The following is a 21,836-nucleotide window of genomic DNA, read 5'->3' on the forward strand; positions in this document are numbered from 1 at the left end:
TGACGAGGTTTCAAGAGGCTGTTCCGATCATGCAAGACGATCTGCTGTTCAATCGCCCGCTGGTGGAGAAGTACGACCGCCCGGGCCCCCGCTACACGTCCTATCCGACCGCTCCCCAGTTTCACGCGGCCTTCGCCGAGGACGACTACCGCGCCGCCGCCGAGCGCAGCAACCGTGTTGCCGCGCCCAAACCGCTGTCGGTCTACGTCCACATCCCGTTCTGCAAGAGCCTGTGCTACTACTGCGCCTGCAACAAGATCATCACCCACAACACCGAACGGGCGGCCGAGTACCTCGAGTGGCTGAAGCAAGAGATCCGTGTGCAGGGCGCGCTGTTCGACGAGAGCCGGCGCATGACCCAACTGCACCTGGGCGGCGGCACGCCTACCTATCTGAGCAACGCCCAGCTCGGCGAGCTGATGGTGGCCCTCGACGAGGCCTTTCACTTTGCCGAGGCTTCCGAACGCGAGTTCTCGCTGGAGGTCGACCCGCGTACCGTCACGCCCGAGCAGATCCATGAGCTCCACGACCTCGGCTTCAATCGCCTGAGCTTTGGCGTGCAGGACTTCGATCCCGGCGTGCAGAAGGCGGTCAACCGCGTGCAGAGCGAAGAGCAGGTGATCGAACTGGTGGCCGCGGCCCGCGCAGCCGGCTTCCAGTCGGTCAGCGTCGACCTGATCTACGGTCTGCCGCTGCAGACGGTGGCGAGCTTCGATGCCACGCTGGACAAGATCATCGCCCTGCGCCCCGACCGCATCGCCGCCTACAGCTACGCTCACCTGCCCGAGCTGTTCAAGGCTCAGCGGCTGATCCGCCCCGAGGACATGCCGCCACCGGAGCGCAAGCTGGAGCTGCTGGAGCTGACCATCGGCCGGTTGACGGCGGCCGGCTACGTCTACATCGGCATGGACCACTTCGCCCTGCCCGAGGACGAGCTGACCCTGGCCAGGGAGAACGGCACCCTGCAGCGTAACTTCCAAGGCTATTCCACCCACGCCGACTGCGACATGATCGGCCTGGGGATCACCTCCATCGGCAAGGTGGGCGACAGCTACAGCCAGAACGTCAAGGAGACCGCCCAGTACCAGCACCGTCTGGAGGGCGACCGCCTGCCGGTGATGCGTGGCTACCGCCTCAACGACGACGACCGCCTGCGCCGTGACGTGATCAACGCGCTGATGTGCCACGGGCGGATCGATATGGGTAACGTCGAGGCTCGCCACGACATTGTCTTTCGCGACTACTTCGCCGACGCGCTCGGCGAACTCGAGGAGATGCAGGCTGACGGCCTGCTCACGCTCCATGACGGCGCCATCGAAGTACTGCCCGCCGGGCGCTTGATGATGCGCAACATGGCGATGGCCTTCGACGCCTACCTGAAGCCCAACGAAGGCCGCTTCTCGCGCACGGTGTAGGCGGCCCATGGAAGGCTTGCGCGGCGTCTCGGGACGCCGCGCCCCGTTGGGCTTCCACACTCTGCGTTGAAGGTCTTTCAAGCGGGTAGCAGAAGGCTTTCCGCGTCGCTGAGCAACCGCAGGGACTCGTCGCCGGTATTCACCGGGCGGTACTTGCGCATGATGTAGCGCAGCCGCTGCATCACGTCGAGGTTGGCAGACTCCATCCTTGCCAGCGCCTGCATCGCTGCATCCATCTCACCGGCATGGAATCGCTCGACGGCCTCGATCGCCTGACGATGGACGTCGCGATGCGGCAGCTCCAGGGCCTGGAAGTCCTCGTCGCTGCGGAAGCGTGCACTGCCGCTACCTTCATAGTACCAGCGTCCCAGAGCGCACTGAGTTTCGTCGGGTAGCGCCGCGGCCGTCTTGGTCGACAACCCCATCAGGATCCGATAGACCTCCAGCTTCACCTCCAGCTCTTCGAGGTTGGCCAGCTCCACTTCGCTCAGCATGGCGGAGAAGGCCAGGGCCTGGCTGCTCTCCTGACTCAGCGCCAGCAGATGCTCGGTGCGCTGCATGACCCGGCTGGCTTCGCTGCTTAGGCGCTCGGCTTCGCTGGCGTTATGGTGCATGGTCGTATCCACGCTGCCCGTCTGGGCGAGGATGCTGCCGGTCAGTCCGCCAATTTCCTCGGTGGCGCCACTGGTGCGCGTGGCCAGTTCACGCACCTCTGTCGCTACCACGGCGAAGCCGCGTCCGGCGTCGCCAGCGCGGGCGGCCTCGATACTGGCGTTGAAGGCCAGCAGTGTCGTTTGCAGCGAAATCTCTTCGATCAGGTGAACGAAGTTGCCGATGCGGTCGGCATCGTCGCGCAGCGAGGAGACCGCTCCCGCGGCCTGGCCGATGCGCTGGTTGAGTTTGCGCAGCTCCTCGACCATGCCGGTCAGGGCTTCCTGGCTATGTCGCGATTCCTGCGTGGTGTGGTCGGACACTCGCTGATTGCCGACCAGCAGTCCGGAGAGCTCGGAGAAGGATTCACGCAGGGCGATAAGCGAATTGCCGAAGCCGGTGAGGTTGGCGAAGAGTTGCTGGTGTATCTGACGCTCGGCTTCCAGGTCAACGACGCGAGCCTGTAGTCGGTCTCGCTCCTGGAGCACGACGGCGGTATCGCTTGCCCTGGGCTGGGCGCGTTGCCAGAGTCGCATGACGTCTCCTGTCGTCGGGTGGAACGTATCCGTTAGGGAGAGACGCCCGCCGGGCGGCGGGCGTGAGGCGAGATGTCGAGCGTCAGACGGCCCGCTCGAAGAGCAGGTTGTTCTCCAGATGGATGTGTTCCATCAGATCCTCGCGGAACTCGCGCAGGCCGGCATAAAGGGCGCGCCAGGTGGTGCAGGCGCCCTTGGGCGGAGTGATGTCGTCAGTCAGCAGCATGACCTGCTCGAGATTCTGGCCGTGGTCGTCGTGCTCGTGGCGCATCACCGTGATCGGCCCCTGTGCCTGGGTGCCCATGCCGCTGCGCAGCATGGGAAACAGGATCTGCTCCTCTTTCTGCATGTGACTCTCCATCTCCTGATGAAGCGTCAACAGCAGATCGGCGAGCCCGTTGGGGCAGGAGACGCGGTCGCCGTGGACCTGTTCCACGCGCCGCGCCATGCGGATCAGCTCGGGTAGCTGCTCGCGGTGCACATCGTGATAACGGGTGAGGATATGGTCGATCAGCTCGTCGTTGCTGGCCTCGCGCCAGTCGCGCTGTTCGCTGCTGACGGCCGGCAGCGCCTCGAGTTCGGCGACCAGCTTGTCGATATGCAGGCCAGCGCGTTCGGCGGCCTGGCGCAGGCTGATGCGGCCACCGCAGCAGAAGTCGATGTGGTGGGCATGGAAGATACGGGTGGCGCCGGGCAGTGACAGGGCGATGCGGCCAACGGTCTGTTCCAGCAAATTCATGTGGCACTCCTCGAAAGGTGAAGAACACCCTGCCAAGAGCAATTGCCGTGCCAGTTCTGAATTTTCAAGAGCTTGCGGATGTAATGGTAAAAACCACCCGATTCGATTAAGGTGGTTTTTACCATTTAGGGTCAAATTCACCGTGCTCGATCATTCGCTTCTCGCCGATCTCGCCGCCGACCTGCCCAGTGCCGTGCGTCTGCAGCGCCTGGTACGTACCCTGCGTGAGGGTTTTCGCTGCGGGGCGGTATGCCTGCTGCGGCTTCAGAACGACGTACTGGCACCCGTGGCGGTGGACGGCCTGGTGCGCGAGGCGTTGGGACGACGCTTCGAAGTGGCCCGCCACCCGCGCCTGGCCACCATTCTCACCCGCCGCCGCTCGACGCTATTCCCGCCGGACTCGACTCTGCCCGATCCCTATGATGGCCTGGTTGAGCAGCAGCCGGATGAACCGTTGCACGTGCATGACTGCATGGGCATCAGCCTGCACGTGGAGGGAGAACCCTGGGGCGTGCTGACCCTGGATGCCTTGGTGGCCGGCACCTTCGATGAGGCGTCCCGCCTCCTGCTCGAGCGCTATGCGCTGCTGGTCGAGGCCGCCGTACGGGTCACGCGCCTGGAGCAGGAGGTACGCGCGTTGCGCATGGCACGCCAGGGTGCGCTCACGCACGCGGCGCCGGGGGAGGGCGGCGAGATTCTCGGCCATAGCGCGGTGCTGCAGCGATTGCTGCACGAACTCGACGTGGTGGCCGAATCCGATTTGCCGGTACTGCTCAGCGGCGAGACCGGGGTGGGCAAGGAGCTGTTTGCCCGTCGCCTGCATCAGCGCTCCCGGCGCTGCGAACAGCCGCTGGTACAGGTCAACTGCGCGGCGCTGCCGGAGACGCTGGCCGAGAGCGAGCTGTTCGGTCACGTGAAGGGAGCGTTCTCGGGCGCCACGGCCGACCGGGCAGGGCGCTTCGAAGCCGCCGATGGCGGCACCCTGTTTCTCGACGAAGTGGGCGAGCTGCCACTGCCGATCCAGGCCAAGCTGCTGCGCGCGCTACAGAACGGCGAGGTTCAGCGCCTGGGCGAGGATACCCCGCGGCGGGTCGACGTGCGCATCATCGCCGCCACCAATCGTCGCCTGGCCGACGGCGTGCGCGACGGTCATTTCCGCGCCGATCTCTATCATCGACTCTCGGTCTACCCGGTGGTCATCCCGCCGCTGCGCGAGCGTGGCAGCGACGTACTGGTGCTGGCCGGCCACTTCCTCGAAATCAACCGTGCTCGGCTCGGCGTGCGCAGTCTGCGCCTGGCGCCGGCAGCCGAGACGGCGCTGCTCGGCTATGCCTGGCCGGGCAACGTGCGCGAACTCGAGCACGTGGTCAGCCGTGCGGCGATCAAGGCGCTAGGGCATGGCGCGCGGCGCGACGATATCGTCACCCTCGAGCCCGAATGGCTCGACCTGCCCGGCGGCCAGGCGATGACTAGCCTGCAGGAAGCGGCGGTCGAGCCTGAGGCCGCCCCATCCATCGAACAACCGCTGCGCAGCCAGATCGCATCCGCGCAGCGGCGGGCCATTCGTAGCGCCCTGTCGGCCTGCGGCGGCAACTGGGCAAGTGCCGCCAGGCGGCTCGATGTCGATCCCAGTAACCTGCACAAGCTGGCTCGCCGGCTGGGAATCAAGTAGCCTTCAGTCCCTTTCCTCGGCCGGCTCCGTCGGTGTCCTGCTGCCCTCTTTTCGCGTCGGTGTGCCAGCTTCCCGGTGCTGTCGCTTGGGGATCAGGCAGTTACCGAAATGCAAGAGCTACCGTTAAAATAAAGGCTACATGTGGTGCTTGATCAACCATGCTGCTCTATATATGGTAGCCAAGGCCCCGGTTGGGGCGCTGGCATGGGCTTGACGCATATCAGTGCAGACAGGCGGCGTCGGGCTTAGGATGAGCGGTTTCGGAATCCAGTCTTGCTCCATGGAGAGTCGCCGATGTTCCTGCAATCCCTGTTGCGCTTGCCGCGCCCGCCCGCTCCGGTCCACCTGATCCGCGCCGTCGATCCTCGTGTGCCGCTCACGCTGAAGCGTCAGCTGATCGAGCCGCTGCTCAACCGCACCTTCGCCGGGCCGTTGAGCGAGGGCGAGTTCGATGCCCTGGAGGGCCGCCGTATCGCCCTGCATATCGAAGATCTGGGTGTGACGTTGACGCTGACCCTCGAGGGGGAGCGCTTCAAACTCACCCGCGAGGCGGGCGAGGCGACCATTCGCGGCGGCTGGCGCGAATTCCTGTGCCTGGCGACCCGGCGCGAGGATCCCGACGCGCTGTTTTTCCAGCGTCGGCTGGTGATCGAGGGTGACACCGAGCTCGGCCTGATGGTCAAGAATCTGCTGGACGGCCGCGAGGAGGGCCTGGCCCAGGGCCGGCTCGGCGAATGGTTGGCGCGCTTCGAACGCATGGCGCGCCAGGAACATTGATCGATTTGAACTTTTGACCCTGACTGGAGATCCCTGCATGAGTACTTCCACCAAGGCCGTCAAGACATCCCACGAGGTGCCTATGCAAGCGCCCTCACGCGATATCTGGGACTCCAAGTATCGCCTCAAGGATCGTCATGGACGCCCCGTCGACAAGGACGTGGCAGCGACCTGGGATCGCGTTGCGCGGGCCCTGGCCGCGGTGGAAGGCGACAAGGCCGAGGATTGGTTGCCCAAGTTCCGCTGGGCGCTGGAGAACGGCGCCATTCCCGCCGGTCGCATCATGTCCAACGCCGGCGCGGAGAACTACAAGCCGGCGGTGAGCCTGATCAATTGCACCGTGTCGCGCACCATCCGCGACTCCATGCACGACATCCTCTCTTCGGTGGTGGATGCCGGCATGACCCTCAAGGCGGGCTGCGGCATCGGCTACGAGTTCTCCACCTTGCGCCACAAGGGGGCCTTCGTGTTCGGCGCCGGCGCCGGCACCAACGGTCCGCTGGCGTTCATGGATATCTACGACAAGATGTGCTTCACGGTAGCCTCGGCGGGCGGTCGCCGCGGCGCCCAGATGGGTACCTTCGATGTCGGCCATCCCGACGTGAAGAGCTTCATCGAGGCCAAGCGTGAAGCCGGCCGGTTGCGTCAGTTCAACCTTAGCCTGCTGATCACCGACGAGTTCATGGAAGCAGTGAAGAACGACGCCGACTGGCCGCTGGCCTTCCCGCTGCACGCCGGCGAGAAGGAGGACGTCAAGCCCGAAGACCTGATCTACCGCGACTGGCCGGTGATCGAGGAAGGCTACAGCGTCGACGCCGAGGGCCGTGTGGCCTGTCGCATCGTCGAGGTGATCAAGGCGCGCGAGTTGTGGGACACCATCATGCGCTCCACCTACGACTTCGCCGAGCCGGGCTTCATCCTGATCGACCAGGTCAACCGCATGAACAACAATTGGTTCTGCGAGGAGATCCGCGCCACCAACCCCTGCGGCGAACAGCCCCTGCCGCCGGAAGGCGCCTGCCTGCTCGGTTCGGTCAATCTGACCCGCTTCGTCATCGACCCCTTCGGCAAGAAGCCGCGCTTCGACTGGGAGCGCTATCGCCAGGTAGTGGCGATCTTCACCCGCATGCTCGACAACGTGGTCGAGATCAGCGGCCTGCCGCTGGAGGGCCAGCGCCGCGAGATCGAGGCCAAGCGCCGCCACGGCATGGGCTTTCTCGGCCTGGGCTCGACTCTGACCATGCTCAAGATTCCCTACGGCTCGGCCGAGTCGCTCGCCTTCACCGAAGAAGTGAGCCGCAACCTGGCCATCGAGGGCTGGAAGCAGGCGCTGGAACTCTCCCGGGAGAAAGGCATGGCGCCGATACTCGCCGAAGACTTCGAAATTACGCCTAAGATGATGCGCGAGCGGCCGGAACTGGCGAAGGACGGCTACGAGATCGGCGACAAGGTGCCGGGACGCATCCTGCATGCGCGCTACAGCCGCTACATGCAGAAGGTCGCCGAGGTGGAGCCGGAGCTGGTCGCGGCCCTGGCCGAGCACGGTGCGCGCTTCACCCACCACAGCTCCATCGCGCCGACCGGCACCATCTCGCTGTCGCTGGGTAACAACGCCTCCAACGGCATCGAGCCGTCGTTCTCGCACCGCTACTTCCGCAACGTGATCCAGTCGGGCAAGAAGACCAAGGAGCAGGTAGAGGTCGTGTCGTTCGAGCTCGCCGCCTACCGCCACTTCATCGCCAGCGACGCGGTGGAGAGCGACCTGCCCGACTACTTCATCACCGCCGATGCGGTCACCCCGCAGCAGCACGTGGCGGTGCAGGCAGCGGCCCAAGCCTGGGTCGACTCGGCCATCTCCAAGACGGTCAACGTGCCCACCGAGTTCCCCTTCGAGCAGTTCAAGGATCTCTATCTGGACGCCTACGCGAGCAAGCTCAAGGGCTGCACCACCTTCCGCTTCAACCCGGAAGCGTTCCAGGGCGTGCTGGTACGCGAGGACGATCTCAAGAACACCACCTACGTGTTCGAGCTGGAGGACGGTGAGACACTGGAACTCAAGGGCGACGAGAAGGTGATCTACGACGGCGAGGAGCACAACGCGGCCAATCTCTATGACGCACTGAAAGAGGGTACCTATGGAAAGTGGTAACCGCTCGATCCGTTTCCGCGTCGTGAAGACAAGTATTGAAGGAGCCTGCTGATGGCCGTCGAAATCAAGTCCAAGATCGTTTCCTACAGCGTCAAGAAGGCGGTGCAAGAGGCGCCGCTGGCCGACGAGAACCCGCTCACGGTACGCATCCCCTCGCGCCCCGAGGGTACCCTCGAGGCCGTGTCCGAAAAGATCTCCTACGTCGGCGCCGAGGGCCGCAAGAAGGTCTACCTGCTGGTTTCCTTCATGCCGGTGGAGGGCGTGCTCGACGGCAAGCGCGTGGTGATCGAACGCCCGGTGGAATTCTTCTTCCCCTCCGGCCAGCTCTCCAGCGAGCATCAGTGGATCACCGCTACCATGCGCAGCCTGTCGCTGGCCGCCCGCGGCGGCTACGTCACCCAGGCGGTGGCCGACCTGCGCAAGGTGGCCTGGGACAAGGGCCTGGTACGCTGTGGCATGAACCGCTGGGGCAAGCCGATGTTCCACGACTCTGAAGTGGCCGCCATCGCCTGGTCGATCCAGCAGATCCTCTACCGTCGAGGCTTCCTCGACCAGGACGGCAACCAGGTGCCGGTGGAGGACCTGGTCAGCCGCTACGCCCATCGCCTGGCGCACGGCCATCCCTGGCAGCCGCCCACCCCCGAAGAGGAGGCCCAGGCCGAGCAGCAGGCCCAAGTTCAAGCGTCGGAGGCGAGCAAGGGCGACGGTCCCACCGTGGTGGGCCACTGCCCGGAGTGTCGCGGCGAGCTGATCATGATGGATGGCTGCCCCACGTGCTATGCGGGCTGTGGCTGGTCTAAATGTGGGTAGGTTAGGCTGAAAATTGGCTGCGCTGGGCCATACAACACCACCCCACGAAGCCGGACTTGGTCCGGCTTCGGCGTGTTCGGGTCAGGCGGCGACGATTCTCGGGCCGTCGTTCTCCGGCGACGGCGCCATATCGCCGTCGGTGATCACCACGTCGAAGTCGTCGAGCTTGGCGAAGTAGGCGGGGCGGATCTGTCCGATCTTGCTCTCGTCTACCACCAGCAGGCGCTGCGCGGCGCAGGCGATGGCGGCCTGCTTGGGTGCTACCTCGTGAAAGTGGAAGCAGCTCACGCCTCGCTCGGCATGCACGCCGCCCGCCGAGACGAAGGCGCGATTGATGCCCAAACGATGGATCGAAGCGGCGATGTCATCGCTGCCGAAGGATTGCGAGGCGGGATAGTAGAGCCCACCGAGCAGTATCAGGCGCAAGTGGGGCAATTGGCTTACGGCATTGGCGACGTTGAGCGCATAGGTCGCCACGGTGAGCTCACGGTATCCCCCCAGCAGGCCGACCAAAGGCAGCAGAGTGGTGCCGCAGTCGATAAACAAGGTGTCGCCATTCTCGACGAAACCGGCGGCGCGCTCGCAAAGGCGACGCTTGGTCGAGAAGCGGCTAGCCTGCTGCTCGTCGACATTGTAAACCGGCGCATAGCGTGGATTGTCGGCCATCACCAGTCGCCCGCCGAGAAAGATCAGCGCGCCGTCGCTGGCGGCCACGTCGCGGCGAATCGTCATCTCGGAAACGCCGCAGAGGCGTGCCGCCTCGCTGAGGTGCAGGGTTCCGCCCCCGGCCAGTGCTTGCTGCAGCCGGGCCAGGCGGATGGCACTGCGGCCTTTCATGTCCGGTTTCCCAAGGTGTCTTCCTCGAAGGTCGCTTTGGTTGGCCCTATGCTGAGCCAGCAAACGCCTTTTTTCCACTCTGTCCGGCAGCGAGGCGATCTGTCTCGGGGTCTGCCGTCTCTCGATCCTGCGGCCCTCGGCGGACCGGGTTCGCGTCGCACCGCTTGCCTTCATTCGTTCCGAGCCATGCCTGGGCGACGACTGAGGCCGCTCATTCCCGTCGGGGGTTGAGCCGCCAGCTTTATTCAGCGCTTCTTGCTAGCCGATTTTCAGCATTGCGTTGACGGTAAAATCAGACAGCACGCCATCTCACCCAATGTAACCTGAACGTCCTTTACCGTGTTGATGTGTACTGGAGCAGGGAATGATTTGGTATGCCTTTGATATCGGTAGTGATACCCGTCCATAACGAAGCGCAAAACCTGAAAACGTCACTCCCGTCCCTGTTCCGTCAGGTGTTCAAGGATATCGAAGTGATCGCGGTCGACGAGGAATCCACGGATGGCTCCTTGGAACTCCTGCGGCGGCACGAACGAGCGGGACGGTTGCAGCTGCTGCATTCCCGCCATGACGACGGTCCTCTGGTAGCGTGCAATGGCGGAGCGAACCATGCGGTGGGGGACTGGCTGATGTTCTTCGACGCGCGGGACCTGCTGCTCTTCGATCACCTGTCACGCATGGCCGAGGCAATAGCTCGTTTTCCCGATATCGAACTCTTCATCAACGCCTATCAGTGCATGAGCGCTCAGCGGGGGCTGATCAAGGTGGCACCGCTACCGCAGGGCGTCCTGAGTCGACTGAGCGCGCTGACGGCCTATGCCCATGAAGACTTCATTCATCCTCATGCTGCGTGCTTGCGCCGCCAGCGCTTCCTCGCACTGGGCGGATTTCCCGAGCGATACCCCCTCGGGGGGGAAGACTATTTTTGGCTCAAGGCGCTCTGCGAAATCGAAGCGATCCATTACGACGATACCGTAACCAGCTTATGGCAGGAGGCCGAGGGAGGTTTGGGCAGTAGCGATGTCCTGCCGCCACATCCGGCTCAGGATCTTCTCGACCCGTATCGGCAGCGACTTCCCCGCCGTGAGAGGCGCCAACTTCTCGCGGCGGTCAATCGCAAGCTGCTCGATTGGGGAATGGAGAACAAACGGCGAGGGCATCCTGTGCGCCCCACGCTCGCGGCGCTGCGCCTCGCGGGCATGACATCGGAGCTCTGGCCGTTACTGTTGCGCCTGGCCTTGCCGCAGGCCTGGTCCCGGCGGTTGCTGGGCCGCTCGAAGTAAGCCCTTCGTCCGGGAAGTCGCGGACACCGGGCCTAACGTCTTCCTGAAGGTTATCGACGAGGTCGTCATGCATCGCGTGACGGCCTTGTTGCGTTCCCTCCCTGGCGATTCTTGTTGGAGTTATCACATTTAATGTTATAACTTTAACATTTTCGCGCGACCTCCGTGCGCTTCCTACTATAACCAAGTGCGCATCATCAGGTGCGGCCCGTGCGGCGGGTCTACCAGCACGAACGGAAGGACTTTTCCATGACCGCCATCATGAGCCTGGTCGGCATGGCGACGCTCATCGCCATCGCCCTTGTCTTCTCCTCCAACCGGCGCGACATTCGGCTGCGAACCGTGGGGGGCGCCTTCGCCATCCAGGCCGGCATCGGCGCCTTCGTGCTCTACGTGCCCTTCGGCCAGGCGGTGCTGCAGACCATCTCCGCCGGCGTCAGCCAGGTGGTTCTCTACGCCAACGACGGCATCGATTTCCTGTTCGGCGGCCTCGCCGACGTCGACAGCATCGGCTTCGTCTTCGCGATCCGGGTGCTGCCGGTGATCATCTTCTTTTCCTCGTTGATCGCCGTGCTCTACTACCTCGGCATCATGCAGTGGGTGATCCGCATCCTCGGCGGGGCGCTGCAGAAGGCACTGGGTACCTCGCGCACCGAATCGCTCTCGGCCACCGCCAACATCTTCGTCGGACAGACCGAGGCGCCGCTGGTGGTGCGTCCCTTCATCGCGCGCATGACCCCTTCGCAGCTGTTCGCGGTGATGTGCGGCGGGCTGGCTTCGGTGGCGGGCTCGGTGCTGGCCGGCTACGCGGCGCTGGGTATCCCCATGGAGTACCTGGTCGCGGCGTCGTTCATGGCCGCTCCCGGCGGGCTGCTGTTCGCCAAGCTGATCATGCCCGAGACCCGCGAGCCGGTGGACGACACCGAAGAGGCCAACCAGGTCATCGAGGAGGAGGACAAGCCGGTCAACGTGCTCGATGCGGCGGCGACCGGTGCCACTTCGGGGCTGCGCCTGGCAGCCAACGTCGGCGCCATGCTGCTCGCCTTCATCGGCCTGATCGCCTTGATCAACGGCATGCTCGGCGGCGTAGGCGGCTGGATCGGCGTCGAGGCGCTAAGCCTGGAGCTGATTCTGGGTTGGCTGTTCGCCCCGCTTGCCTTCGTGCTCGGCGTACCCTGGGAGGAGGCGACCCTGGCCGGCTCCTTCATCGGCCAGAAGATAGTGGTCAACGAATTCGTCGCCTTCATCAACTTGTCGCCCTATGTCGAAGGCACCTCGATGGTGACGAATACCGGCCAGGCCATGAGCGGCCACACCATTGCCGTCCTCTCCTTCGCCCTGTGCGGCTTCGCCAACCTCTCGTCGATTGCCATCCTGCTCGGCGGCCTGGGCAGCATCGCCCCCAGTCGGCGCCACGACATCGCCCGCTTCGGGGTGAAGGCGGTGCTGGCGGGCACGCTCTCGAACCTGATGTCGGCGGCCATCGCCGGCTTCTTCCTCGCCCTGGGGGGCGTGATCTGATGGCCTCGATTTCTCTCCGTCCTCTATAGGTGACGTCATGACCGAACTGCAGCAGGCCGCGCGCCAGGCCTTGGCGCTGATGGACCTCACCAGCCTCAACGACGGCGACAGCGACGCCGTCATTCGTGAACTGTGCCGCAAGGCCAATACACCATCGGGCCACCCGGCGGCGGTATGCATCTACCCCACCTTCATCGAGACTGCCCGAGAGGCGCTGGCCGAGCAGGGCCTGGCCGGCAAGGTCAAGATCGCCACGGTGACCAACTTCCCCCACGGCGAGGCCGACGTTCAGCGCGCCGCGGCCGAGACCCGCGCGGCCATCGCCGCAGGCGTTGACGAGGTCGACGTGGTCTTCCCCTATCGCGCGCTGATGGCGGGTGACCCCGAGGTCGGCCGTGAGCTGGTCGCCGCCTGCAAGCGCGAGTGCGGTAGCGCCGTGCTCAAGGTCATTCTGGAAACCGGCGAGCTCAAGCAGGCGGGGCTGATCGACCGCGCCGGCATGCTGGCCATTGACGGCGGCGCCGACTTCCTCAAGACCTCCACCGGTAAGGTGAAGGTCAACGCCACCCTGGAGGCGGCCAAGGTCCTGCTCACCGCCATCAAGGCGAGCGGGCGCGACGTGGGCTTCAAGGCCGCCGGCGGCGTGCGCACCGCCGAGGATGCCGCCGCCTACCTGCGCCTCGCTGAGCAGATGATGGGTGCGAATTGGATCGCCCCGGCGCATTTCCGCTTCGGCGCCTCGGGGCTGCTCGGCAGCCTGCTCGCCACGCTCGGCGTCGAGGAAGACAAAGGTCCCGCGGGAGGCTATTGATGCGCTCGCAGACGCTGCCCCAGGAACTGATCCGCGCCAAGCGCGACGGTGAGGCGCTTTCGCCCGAGGCGATCGGCGAGCTGGTCCGCGGCATCAGTGACGGTAGTCTCTCCGACGCCCAGGTCGGGGCGCTGGCCATGGCGGTGTTCCTCAACGGCATGGATGCCGCCGAGACGGTGGCGCTGACCGAGGCCGTGCGCGACTCCGGCGATGTGCTGGCGTGGCACGGCCTGGGCCCCGGGCTGGACCTGCCGGGGCCGGTGCTCGACAAGCATTCCACCGGCGGCGTGGGCGATCTCGTCTCGCTGGTGCTGGGGCCGTGGGTCGCCGCCTGCGGTGGCTTCGTGCCGATGGTTTCCGGTCGTGGCCTGGGCCACACCGGCGGTACCCTGGACAAGCTGGAGGCGATTCCCGGCTACGACATCGCCCCCTCGCGGGAGCGCCTTCGCACCTTGGTGCGCGAGGCGGGCGTGGCCATCGTCGGCCAGACCGCCGAGCTGGCGCCGGCCGACCGGCGGCTCTACGCCATTCGCGACGTCACCGCCACGGTGGAGTCGCTGCCGCTGATCGTCAGCTCGATCCTGGGCAAGAAGCTCGCCTGCGGCCTCGACGCCCTGGTGATGGACGTCAAGAGCGGCAGCGGCGCCTTTATGCCCACGCCTGAGAAATCGCGGGAACTGGCGGCGACCATCGCCGAGGTGGCCAGCTGCGCCGGTACGCCGACCACCGCGCTGCTCACCGACATGAGCCAGCCGCTGGCCCCCTGCGCCGGCAATGCCGTCGAGGTACGCGAGGCGATCACGCTGTTGACTTGTGAAAGGACAGGCGAAAAGACCGGCGGCCGGCTGCTCGAGGTGACCCGTGTACTGGCCGCCGAACTGCTGCTGGCCGGTAAGTTGGCGGACAGCCGCGATGCGGCTCTGGCACTGCTCGACGAGCAGCTCACCAGTGGCGCCGCCGCCGAGCGCTTCGCGCGCATGGTGGCGGGCCTGGGCGGTCCTGCCGACCTGCTCGAACGCCACGACCGCTACCTGCCCCGGGCACCCATCGTGCGCCCCGTCCATGCCGAGCGCAGCGGTCGCGTGACGCGCATGGATACTCGTGGCGTGGGGCTTGCCGTGGTGGCGCTGGGCGGTGGGCGTCGTGCGCCTGACGATACCATCGACCCGGCCGTCGGCCTGACCGGTATCGCCGCTCTCGGCGAGCCGGTCGGCGGCGAACGCCCGCTGGCCTGGGTGCATGCGGCAAGCGAGGCGGAGGCCGAGCACGCCGCCGCTCGGCTGCGCGCCGCCATCGAGGTGAACGACGTCGCCGCCGGCGACGTCGCACTGCCTACACTCATTCAAGACGTGATTCGTCGGGAGGCGCCATGACCCGTGCCATCGTGCTGGTACTCGATTCCTTCGGCATCGGCGGGGCGCCGGATGCGGTGGACTTCGGCGACGCCGGGGCCGACACCCTGGGCCATATCACCGCTGCCTGCGCCAAGGGGAAGTGCAATGTGGCTGGTCGTAGAGGACCACTGGCGCTGCCCAACCTGGCGAGGCTGGGGCTGTTCCATGCCCACCGTGAGAGCAGCGGTGCCTGGGCCGAGGGCGTGACGCCGCCCACCGAGGTGATCGGCGCCTACGGCCATGCCCGGGAAATTTCCTCGGGCAAGGACACGCCATCCGGCCATTGGGAAATTGCCGGCGTGCCGGTGCGTTTCGACTGGGGCTACTTCTTCGACCTCGAGAATAGCTTCCCACCCGAGCTGCTCCAGGCGCTCGAACGAGAGGCCGGCTTGCCCGGCGTGCTGGGCAACTGTCACGCTTCGGGCACCGCGATCATCGCCCGGCTCGGTGAGGAACACATGGCCAGCGGCAAGCCCATCGTCTATACCTCGGGCGATTCGGTGTTCCAGATCGCCGCCCACGAGGAGACCTTCGGCCTCGAGCGGCTTTACGCGCTGTGCGAAACCGCGCGGCGCCTGCTCGAGCCCTACAACATCGGCCGAGTGATCGCGCGGCCGTTTGTCGGCCGCAACGCCGACGACTTCGCCCGCACCGCCAACCGCCGCGACTACAGCGTCGAGCCGCCCGCGCCCACGGTGCTGCAGAAGCTCGAGAGCGAGGGCGGCGAAGTGATCGCCATCGGCAAGATCGCCGACATCTACGCCCACTGCGGGGTGACGCGCACGGTCAAGGCCAGCGGCCACGAGGCGCTGATGGACGCCACCCTGGCCGCCCTGGAGGAGGCCAGCGAGCGCTCGCTCGTCATGACCAACTTCGTCGACTTCGACACCCTTTACGGCCACCGGCGTGACGTGGCCGGCTACGCCGCCGCGCTGGAGGCTTTCGATACGCGCCTGCCCGAACTGCTCGCCAGACTGCGCGAGGACGACCTGCTGATCCTCACCGCCGACCATGGCTGCGATCCCACCTGGCACGGCAGCGACCACACCCGCGAGCGAGTGCCGGTACTGGCGCTGGGCGCGGGGCTCGCGCCCGGCTCGCTCGGCGCGCGCGATACCTTCGCCGACATCGGCCAGAGCCTGGCGGCTTACCTGGGCCTGTCACCCATGGACGACGGCACGAGCTTTCTCCCCAAGCCAATCGCTGCATAGGAGCCTCGACATGGCGACTCCCCATATCCAGGGCGAACGCGGCATCTTCGCCGATACCGTGCTGATGCCCGGCGACCCCCTGCGTGCCAAGTACATTGCCGAAACCTTCCTCGAGGAGGCGCGCGAGGTAAACCACGTGCGCAACATGCTCGGTTTCACCGGCCGTTACCGCGGCCGCGAGATCTCGGTGATGGGCCATGGCATGGGCATTCCCTCGGTTTCCATCTACGCCAAGGAGCTGATCACCGACTATGGCGTGAAGCGGCTGATCCGGGTCGGCTCCTGCGGCGCGGTGCGTGACGACGTGGCGGTGCGCGACGTGGTGATCGGCCTCGGCGCGAGTACCGACTCGGCGGTCAACCGCACCCGCTTCATGGGCCACGACTTCGCTGCCATCGCCGACTTCGCGCTGACCCGCCACGCAGTGGATGCCGCCGCGGCCCAGGGCGTGTCGGTGAAAGTGGGCAACCTGTTCTCGGCGGACCTGTTCTACAACCCCCAGGGCGAGCTGTTCGAACTGATGAAGCGCTACGGCATCGTCGGCGTGGAGATGGAGGCGGCGGGGCTCTACGGCGTGGCGGCGGAGTTCGGCGGCCGGGCGATGACCCTCTGCACCGTATCGGACCATATTCTCAAGGGCGAGTCGCTGCCTAGCGAAGCCCGCGAGCGCAGCTTCAACGAAATGGTCGAGGTGGCGCTGGAGGTCGTGCTGCGCGACGACGCGGCGGGGGCGGCATGAGCGTGATCGATCCGGGCATAGATCCCAGTATTGTCGAGGCATTGATTGCGGTGCGCGGTAACGCCTACGCGCCCTACTCGCAGCATCCGGTGGGTGCCATGGTGGAAAGCGAGAGCGGCGCGCGCTTTGCTGGCGCCAACGTCGAAGTCGCCCACTACAAGGGGCTGTGCGCCGAGGCCTCGGCCATTGCCGCCATGGTCGGCGCCGGCGAGCGGCGCCTGCGAAACGTCTACGTGATCGGCCCCGGCGAGCACCTATGTACCCCCTGTGGCGACTGCCGCCAGCGCATCCGCGAATTCGCCGACGCCGAGACCCGTATCCATGTGGTCGACGCCGAGGGTCGGCTGCTCAAGCGCTATACCATGGAACAGCTCCTACCCGATGCCTTTGGGCCGGAGAATCTCAGCCACTGACTCAATCGCGCAGCTCGATGCGCTCGAAGTGCGGTGCCAGGCGTTTGACCAGCCAGGCAAGCATCGCCCGCGGCGGGGCGTTCTCCACCGGCTGGCAGTAGGCCGGGTCGAGGCATTGGCGGGTGCGGGCCACCTGGATGGCGTAGCGGCGCACGCCACAGTCGGCCAAGGTCAGTGCCAGGCGCTCCACGTCGGCCAGCTCGAAGTCGCGCCAGTGCACGGTGGTGCGACACTCGAAGTCGATGCCGCTGTCGAGCAGCGCCGTCAGGCTCTGGCTGTTGCGCTGCCAGATGCCGGGCCGTCCGCAGATACGGTCGAAATCGCGCCCGCGCCCCTTCACGTCGAGCCCCACCCAGTCGAGATTCGGTAGCAGGCGTGAAAGCCGTGCCGGATAGGGCCCGGCAGTGTGCAACCCCACCTTGAGGCCCATCGTCTTCGCCTCGCTGACGGCAGCCGGAAGCGCATTGTGTAGCGTGGGCTCGCCACCGCTGAACACCACCGCTTCGAGCAGCCCCCGACGGCTCTTGAGAAACTCCCGCACTGCCTGCCATTCGCTCTCGTCGCCGCGTCGCGGCGGCATCATGTGGCCGTTGTGGCAGTAGCCGCAACGCAGCGGGCAGCCCTGCAGGAACACCACGCAAGCCAGGTGGTCCGGATAGTCCAGGGTGGTCATCGGGGTCATCCCGGCGATGGGCAGGCGGATGCCATCGAGGGGCGCGAGGGTGGGCGGGTCGAGGTCGGTGACGATCATCCGAAGGCTCCAGTGCCGGGCGCAGAGGCCCGGCATCCGTCAGGCAGTGGTGTGTCTCAGAGCGTCAGGCCGGCGGCCCGCTCGGTGAAGTGGCGGCGCTCGCGATGCTCGGAACGCTTGCCGACGTTGAACTGGCTGACCGGGCGGTGGTAGCCCATCACGCGGGTCCACACTTCGCAGCGCTGGCGTTGTTCAGTGGGCAGGGTATCGACGATCGTCATTGATTGCTCCTTCCAGTGGTGGGTAACAGCGGTTGAGAAAACGCTCAGGCCGAAGCGGCCGCAGCGCGTCTTGCCAGCAGTGCCTCGTCGCACTTCGGGCAAAACTCGTGTTCGCCGGCCAGATAACCGTGCACCGGACAGATCGAGAAGGTCGGTGTCACGGTGATGTAAGGCAGGCGGAAGCGAGACAGCGCGGTGTGCACCAGCTTGCGGCAGGCGGTGGCGCTGGAGAGCCGCTCGCGCATGTAGAGGTGAAGGACGGTGCCGCCGGTGTAGCGAGTCTGCAGCGGATCCTGATGAATCAGTGCCTCGAAGGGATCGTCGGTATGCCCCACCGGCAGTTGGCTCGAGTTGGTGTAGTAGGGCGCCCCGGGCGTGCCCGCCTGCAGGATGCCTGGGTAACGCTCGACGTCGGCGCGGGCGAAGCGGTAGGTGGTGCCCTCCGCCGGGGTCGCTTCCAGGTTGTAGAGATGGCCGGTCTCGGCCTGGAAGGCCTGCATGCTGGCACGCACGTGGTCGAGCATTTCCAGGGCGAGCTGACGCCCCTCCGGGGCGGTGATGTCGTAGCGGTCGTCGGAGAAGTTGCGCACCATCTCGTTGAGCCCGTTCACGCCCAGCGTGGAGAAGTGATTGCGCAGGGTGCCCAGGTAGCGCTGGGTGAAGGGGTAGAGCCCCTCGTCCATCCACTGCTGGATGCGTCCACGCTTGAGTTCCAGGCTGTCGCGGCCTAGCGCCAGCAGGCGGTCGAGCTCTTCGAACAGGCCCGCCCGGTCGCCGGCGAAGCGGTAGCCCAGGCGCGCACAGTTGAGCGTCACCACCCCCAGCGAGCCGGTCTGCTCGGCGCTGCCGAACAGACCGTTGCCGCGCTTGAGCAGCTCGGATAGGTCGAGCTGCAGGCGACAGCACATGGAGCGCACCATGTGCGGCTCCAGGTCGGAATTGAGGAAGTTCTGGAAGTAGGGCAGGCCGTACTTGGCGGTCAGCGCGAACAGCCGCTCGGCGTTGTCGCTCTCCCAGTCGAAATCCGGGGTGATGTTGTAGGTAGGGATGGGGAAGGTGAACACTCGCCCCTGGCGGTCGCCGGCTTCCATCACCTCCAGGTAGGCGCGGTTGAGCAGGTCCATCTCCGCCTGCAGCTCGCCGTAGGTGAAGGGCTGCTCCTCGCCGCCGACGATCGGCACCTGGTCGCGCAGGTCCGCCGGGCACACCCAGTCGAAGGTGAGGTTGGTGAAGGGCGTCTGGCTGCCCCAGCGCGACGGCACGTTGAGGTTGTAGATGAACTCCTGGACCGCCTGCTTCACCGCGACAAAATCGAGGTCGTCCTTGCGTACGTAGGGTGCCAGGTAGGTATCGAAGGAGCTGAAGGCCTGGGCGCCGGCCCACTCGTTCTGAAGCGTGCCGAGGAAGTTGACCATCTGTCCCAAGGCGCTGGAGAGGTGGCGCGGCGGATCGCTCTCGGCGCGCCCCGGCACGCCGTTGAAGCCCTCGATCAAGAGCTGGCGCAGCGACCAGCCGGCACAGTAGCCGCACAGCATGTCGAGGTCGTGGATGTGCAGGTCGCCTTCGCGGTGAGCGGCGCCGACCTCGGCCGGGTAGACCTCGTCGAGCCAATAGTTGGCGATCAGCTTGCCCGAGACGTTGAGGATCAGCCCGCCCAGGGAGTAGCCCTGGTTGGCGTTGGCGTGCACGCGCCAGTCGGCGCGTTCGAGGTATTCGTTGACGGTCGAGGCGACGTCGATGCGGCGCGGGCCGGCCTGGCTTGTGGGGGCGTTCACCGTATTCTCCCTATATGTGCTGCCGTTTGGTATTTTCAACCACAACATATGGTACGTGAAGGCTAGTCCCTTCGGCAGCGGGAGAACATGACTCAGGTCAGAAAAAGGCCAGTTGGAACCTCGGGGAACGACGAACCCCGCCGGTCGGCGGGGTTCGAATACAGGCGCAAAAGCGCTCATATCGGCGGTTAGACGTGCAGCCGGGTATTGTCCATACCCGGGCGGCCGTGCCAGTAGCCGTCGCATACCTCGGCCTCGACCAGGCTAAGCGGGTCGGCGGCGGGCAGCTCGCCGCGGCGGGCGGCGTCGAAGGCGGCCAACACCTCGGCCATGCCTTCGGCCCTCGGGCTTAGGCGCGCCACCGCCACGCCCATCGCGGCCATGTCGCTGACCTCATGGCGCAGGTCCTGGCAGGCGCCGGAGAGGGTCTGGATGCCGTTCAGGGTGAACACCTCCTTGGACGCCTCTTGAGTGCGCAGCGTCAGACCCTCGGGGTATTTCTGGCAGACGAACTGACAGCGGTCCTTGGGCTTCTGGTGGCGTCGGGCGGTGAAGCAGCGCGACGACCAGGCCAGCGGCAGGTGGCCGTAGGCAAACACCTCGCCGGGTTGATCGAGGCCCTCGGCGGCACAGTCCGCGAGCAGCCGGGCGAGGTCATCGCGCGACATCTCCACCGGCGCGTGCCAGCGGCGCATGCCGGCGCGGGCCATCACGCCGATGGCCGCCGGATTGTAGAGGTTGAGCGCGGCGCCGGCGACGAAGGGCAGGCCGGCGGTGGCCAGGCGCTGCAATGCGCTCTGGTCGTTGGCCTCGACCATGAACTCACCGTTGTCGCACAGCTTGCGCAGGTCGCGCAGGTCGGCCTCGGATTCGATCAGGGTCTGGCTCGCCAGCACCACTTGCTTGCCGCTCTGGGCCAGCTCGCGGCCGATGCCGAGCCAATCGTCGAGCTTCATGTCGCGCCGTCGCGAGCAGACGGACTCGCCCAAATAGACGATCTCCACCGGCCAGTCGGCGGCCTCGCGGTAGAAGTCGGCGTAGCGCTCGCGGGTCCAGTAGAACAGCACCGGGCCCAGGGCGAGCTGCAGGGAATCGGATGACATGAAACCTCCTATTTCCAGCGGCGTTCGTAGGCGCCCAGGGTGGTGGTGGCGCCTTCGGAGACCTCGCCGAGGCCGGCCATCCAGGCGGGGTCGGGGTGGAAGCGCTCGGGTGCGCGTTCCAGGCGGTCCAGCGCCTGGCGCCAGATGCCGGCGACCTTCGACACGTAGGCCGGGCTGCGCTGGCGGCCCTCGATCTTCACCGCGCTGATGCCGAGTTCGCGCAGCTCCGGCAGCAGCTCCAGGGTGTTGAGGCTGGTGGGCTCCTCGATGGCGTGGTAGGTCTCGCCGCCGACCTCGAAGCGCCCCTTGCACAGGGTGGGGTAGCCGGCCCGCTCGCCCTCGCCGTAGCGGTCGATCAGTACGCCGTTGAGGCGCGACTCGAGTCCTTGCGGGGTCTCCTCCCAGCGCACGTGGGCCGCCGGCGAGCAGACCCCGCGGGTATTGGGCGATTCGCCGGTGAGGTACGACGACAGGTAACAGCGCCCCTCGGCCATGATGCACAGGCTACCGAAGGCGAACACTTCGAGTTCCACCGGGCTCTGCCTGGCCAGGTCGCGCACCTGGGTGATCGAAAGCACTCGCGGCAGCACGGCGCGCTTGATGCCGAACTGGTCGTGGTAGAAGCGCAGCGCCTCGTGGCTGGTAGCGGAGCCCTGCACCGAGAGGTGGCGGGCGAGATCGGGGTAACGCCCCGCGGCATAGTCGAGCAGCCCCATGTCGGCCAGGATCAGGGCATCGACGCCGAGCTCGGCGGCCTGATCCACGGCGCGGGTCCACTGGGCCCAGCCGTCGGGCTGCGGGTAGGTGTTGATGGCGCAGAACACTTTCTTGCCGCGGGCATGGGCGTAATCGATGCCTTCGCGGGCGCGCTTGTCGGTGAAGTTGAGGCCGGCGAACTGCCGGGCGTTGGTGGCGTTCTGGAAGCCGAAGTAGACGGCATCGGCGTCTTCATCCACCGCCCGCTTCAGGGCCGGCAGGTTGCCGGCCGGGCAGACGAGCTCCATGTCGCTCTCCTCGCAGTCTGGGTA

At 66.1% G+C, this 21,836-nt stretch carries 20 protein-coding genes; 12 read left to right on the top strand and 8 right to left on the bottom strand.

The window, feature by feature from the left end:
* Positions 1–29: 29 nt before the first annotated feature.
* A complete protein-coding gene (gene hemN / locus F0A17_RS17650; protein WP_149329676.1) occupies positions 30–1,415 on the top strand; it encodes an oxygen-independent coproporphyrinogen III oxidase in 1,386 nt (461 codons plus the stop codon).
* Positions 1,416–1,492: 77 nt separating this feature from the next.
* On the opposite strand, the gene F0A17_RS20975 is transcribed toward hemN, so the two are convergent.
* The gene (locus tag F0A17_RS20975) at positions 1,493–2,602 is read right to left on the bottom strand and encodes a methyl-accepting chemotaxis protein (RefSeq protein ID WP_149329677.1); all 1,110 of its coding nucleotides are present in this window, start codon (positions 2,600–2,602) and stop codon (positions 1,493–1,495) included.
* Between the two features lie 82 nt (positions 2,603–2,684).
* Positions 2,685–3,341, bottom strand: a complete 657-nt coding sequence (gene ytfE / locus F0A17_RS17660) for an iron-sulfur cluster repair protein YtfE (protein WP_149329678.1) — start codon at positions 3,339–3,341, stop codon at positions 2,685–2,687.
* A gap of 142 nt (positions 3,342–3,483) precedes the next feature.
* Between ytfE and norR the strand changes: the two genes are divergently transcribed.
* The 4 genes from norR (at position 3,484) to F0A17_RS17680 (ending at position 8,749) form a co-directional block, all read left to right on the top strand.
* Positions 3,484–5,013 (top strand): nitric oxide reductase transcriptional regulator NorR, encoded by a 1,530-nt coding sequence (gene norR, locus F0A17_RS17665; protein ID WP_149329679.1) that lies wholly within the window; start codon positions 3,484–3,486, stop codon positions 5,011–5,013.
* 294 nt (positions 5,014–5,307) lie between these two features.
* Positions 5,308–5,790: a ubiquinone anaerobic biosynthesis accessory factor UbiT gene (ubiT, locus tag F0A17_RS17670; protein ID WP_149329680.1), complete on the top strand. Its 483-nt coding sequence runs from the start codon at positions 5,308–5,310 to the stop codon at positions 5,788–5,790.
* 37 nt (positions 5,791–5,827) lie between these two features.
* On the top strand, positions 5,828–7,939 hold the full coding sequence (locus F0A17_RS17675) for an adenosylcobalamin-dependent ribonucleoside-diphosphate reductase (protein ID WP_149329681.1): 2,112 nt from the start codon (positions 5,828–5,830) through the stop codon (positions 7,937–7,939).
* A 51-nt stretch (positions 7,940–7,990) separates the two neighbouring features.
* A complete protein-coding gene (locus F0A17_RS17680; protein WP_149329682.1) occupies positions 7,991–8,749 on the top strand; it encodes a ribonucleoside-diphosphate reductase in 759 nt (252 codons plus the stop codon).
* An 81-nt stretch (positions 8,750–8,830) separates the two neighbouring features.
* Here the strand turns inward: F0A17_RS17680 and F0A17_RS17685 are convergent, their stop codons facing one another.
* On the bottom strand, positions 8,831–9,586 hold the full coding sequence (locus tag F0A17_RS17685; protein ID WP_149329683.1) for a DeoR/GlpR family DNA-binding transcription regulator: 756 nt from the start codon (positions 9,584–9,586) through the stop codon (positions 8,831–8,833).
* A gap of 374 nt (positions 9,587–9,960) precedes the next feature.
* Between F0A17_RS17685 and F0A17_RS17690 the strand changes: the two genes are divergently transcribed.
* The 7 genes from F0A17_RS17690 to cdd all read left to right on the top strand — a co-directional run bounded on the left by F0A17_RS17690 (position 9,961) and on the right by cdd (position 16,958).
* The gene (locus F0A17_RS17690) at positions 9,961–10,869 is read left to right on the top strand and encodes a glycosyltransferase family 2 protein (RefSeq protein WP_149329684.1); all 909 of its coding nucleotides are present in this window, start codon (positions 9,961–9,963) and stop codon (positions 10,867–10,869) included.
* A gap of 249 nt (positions 10,870–11,118) precedes the next feature.
* On the top strand, positions 11,119–12,390 hold the full coding sequence (locus F0A17_RS17695) for a NupC/NupG family nucleoside CNT transporter (protein WP_149329685.1): 1,272 nt from the start codon (positions 11,119–11,121) through the stop codon (positions 12,388–12,390).
* A gap of 37 nt (positions 12,391–12,427) precedes the next feature.
* A complete protein-coding gene (gene deoC / locus F0A17_RS17700) occupies positions 12,428–13,201 on the top strand; it encodes a deoxyribose-phosphate aldolase (RefSeq protein WP_149329686.1) in 774 nt (257 codons plus the stop codon).
* Positions 13,201–14,574 (top strand): thymidine phosphorylase, encoded by a 1,374-nt coding sequence (gene deoA, locus F0A17_RS17705; RefSeq protein ID WP_149329687.1) that lies wholly within the window; start codon positions 13,201–13,203, stop codon positions 14,572–14,574. Before deoC ends, deoA begins: the two co-directional genes overlap by 1 nt.
* Positions 14,571–15,806, top strand: coding sequence for a phosphopentomutase (locus tag F0A17_RS17710; RefSeq protein ID WP_149329688.1), 1,236 nt, complete (start codon positions 14,571–14,573; stop codon positions 15,804–15,806). Before deoA ends, F0A17_RS17710 begins: the two co-directional genes overlap by 4 nt.
* Before the next feature lie 10 nt (positions 15,807–15,816).
* Positions 15,817–16,545 carry a purine-nucleoside phosphorylase gene (gene deoD, locus F0A17_RS17715; protein ID WP_149329689.1) on the top strand — a complete coding sequence of 243 codons (729 nt, stop codon included), beginning with the start codon at positions 15,817–15,819 and terminating at the stop codon, positions 16,543–16,545.
* On the top strand, positions 16,542–16,958 hold the full coding sequence (cdd, locus tag F0A17_RS17720; protein ID WP_149329690.1) for a cytidine deaminase: 417 nt from the start codon (positions 16,542–16,544) through the stop codon (positions 16,956–16,958). The genes deoD and cdd overlap by 4 nt, the downstream gene beginning before the upstream one ends.
* 1 nt (position 16,959) lies before the next feature.
* On the opposite strand, the gene F0A17_RS17725 is transcribed toward cdd, so the two are convergent.
* The 5 genes from F0A17_RS17725 to ubiU form a co-directional block, all read right to left on the bottom strand.
* The gene (locus tag F0A17_RS17725; protein ID WP_149329691.1) at positions 16,960–17,709 is read right to left on the bottom strand and encodes an anaerobic ribonucleoside-triphosphate reductase activating protein; all 750 of its coding nucleotides are present in this window, start codon (positions 17,707–17,709) and stop codon (positions 16,960–16,962) included.
* A gap of 56 nt (positions 17,710–17,765) precedes the next feature.
* Positions 17,766–17,930, bottom strand: coding sequence for an anaerobic ribonucleoside-triphosphate reductase (gene nrdD / locus F0A17_RS17730; RefSeq protein WP_149329692.1), 165 nt, complete (start codon positions 17,928–17,930; stop codon positions 17,766–17,768).
* Positions 17,931–17,974: 44 nt separating this feature from the next.
* Positions 17,975–19,705 (bottom strand): ribonucleoside triphosphate reductase, encoded by a 1,731-nt coding sequence (locus tag F0A17_RS17735; protein ID WP_149329693.1) that lies wholly within the window; start codon positions 19,703–19,705, stop codon positions 17,975–17,977.
* A 188-nt stretch (positions 19,706–19,893) separates the two neighbouring features.
* On the bottom strand, positions 19,894–20,808 hold the full coding sequence (locus tag F0A17_RS17740) for a U32 family peptidase (RefSeq protein WP_149329694.1): 915 nt from the start codon (positions 20,806–20,808) through the stop codon (positions 19,894–19,896).
* 8 nt (positions 20,809–20,816) lie between these two features.
* Positions 20,817–21,812 carry a ubiquinone anaerobic biosynthesis protein UbiU gene (gene ubiU / locus F0A17_RS17745; protein ID WP_149329695.1) on the bottom strand — a complete coding sequence of 332 codons (996 nt, stop codon included), beginning with the start codon at positions 21,810–21,812 and terminating at the stop codon, positions 20,817–20,819.
* Positions 21,813–21,836 lie beyond the last annotated feature (24 nt).

It is taken from the genome of Billgrantia pellis (genome assembly GCF_008297955.1).
Classification (GTDB): Bacteria; Pseudomonadota; Gammaproteobacteria; order Pseudomonadales; family Halomonadaceae; genus Halomonas; species Halomonas pellis.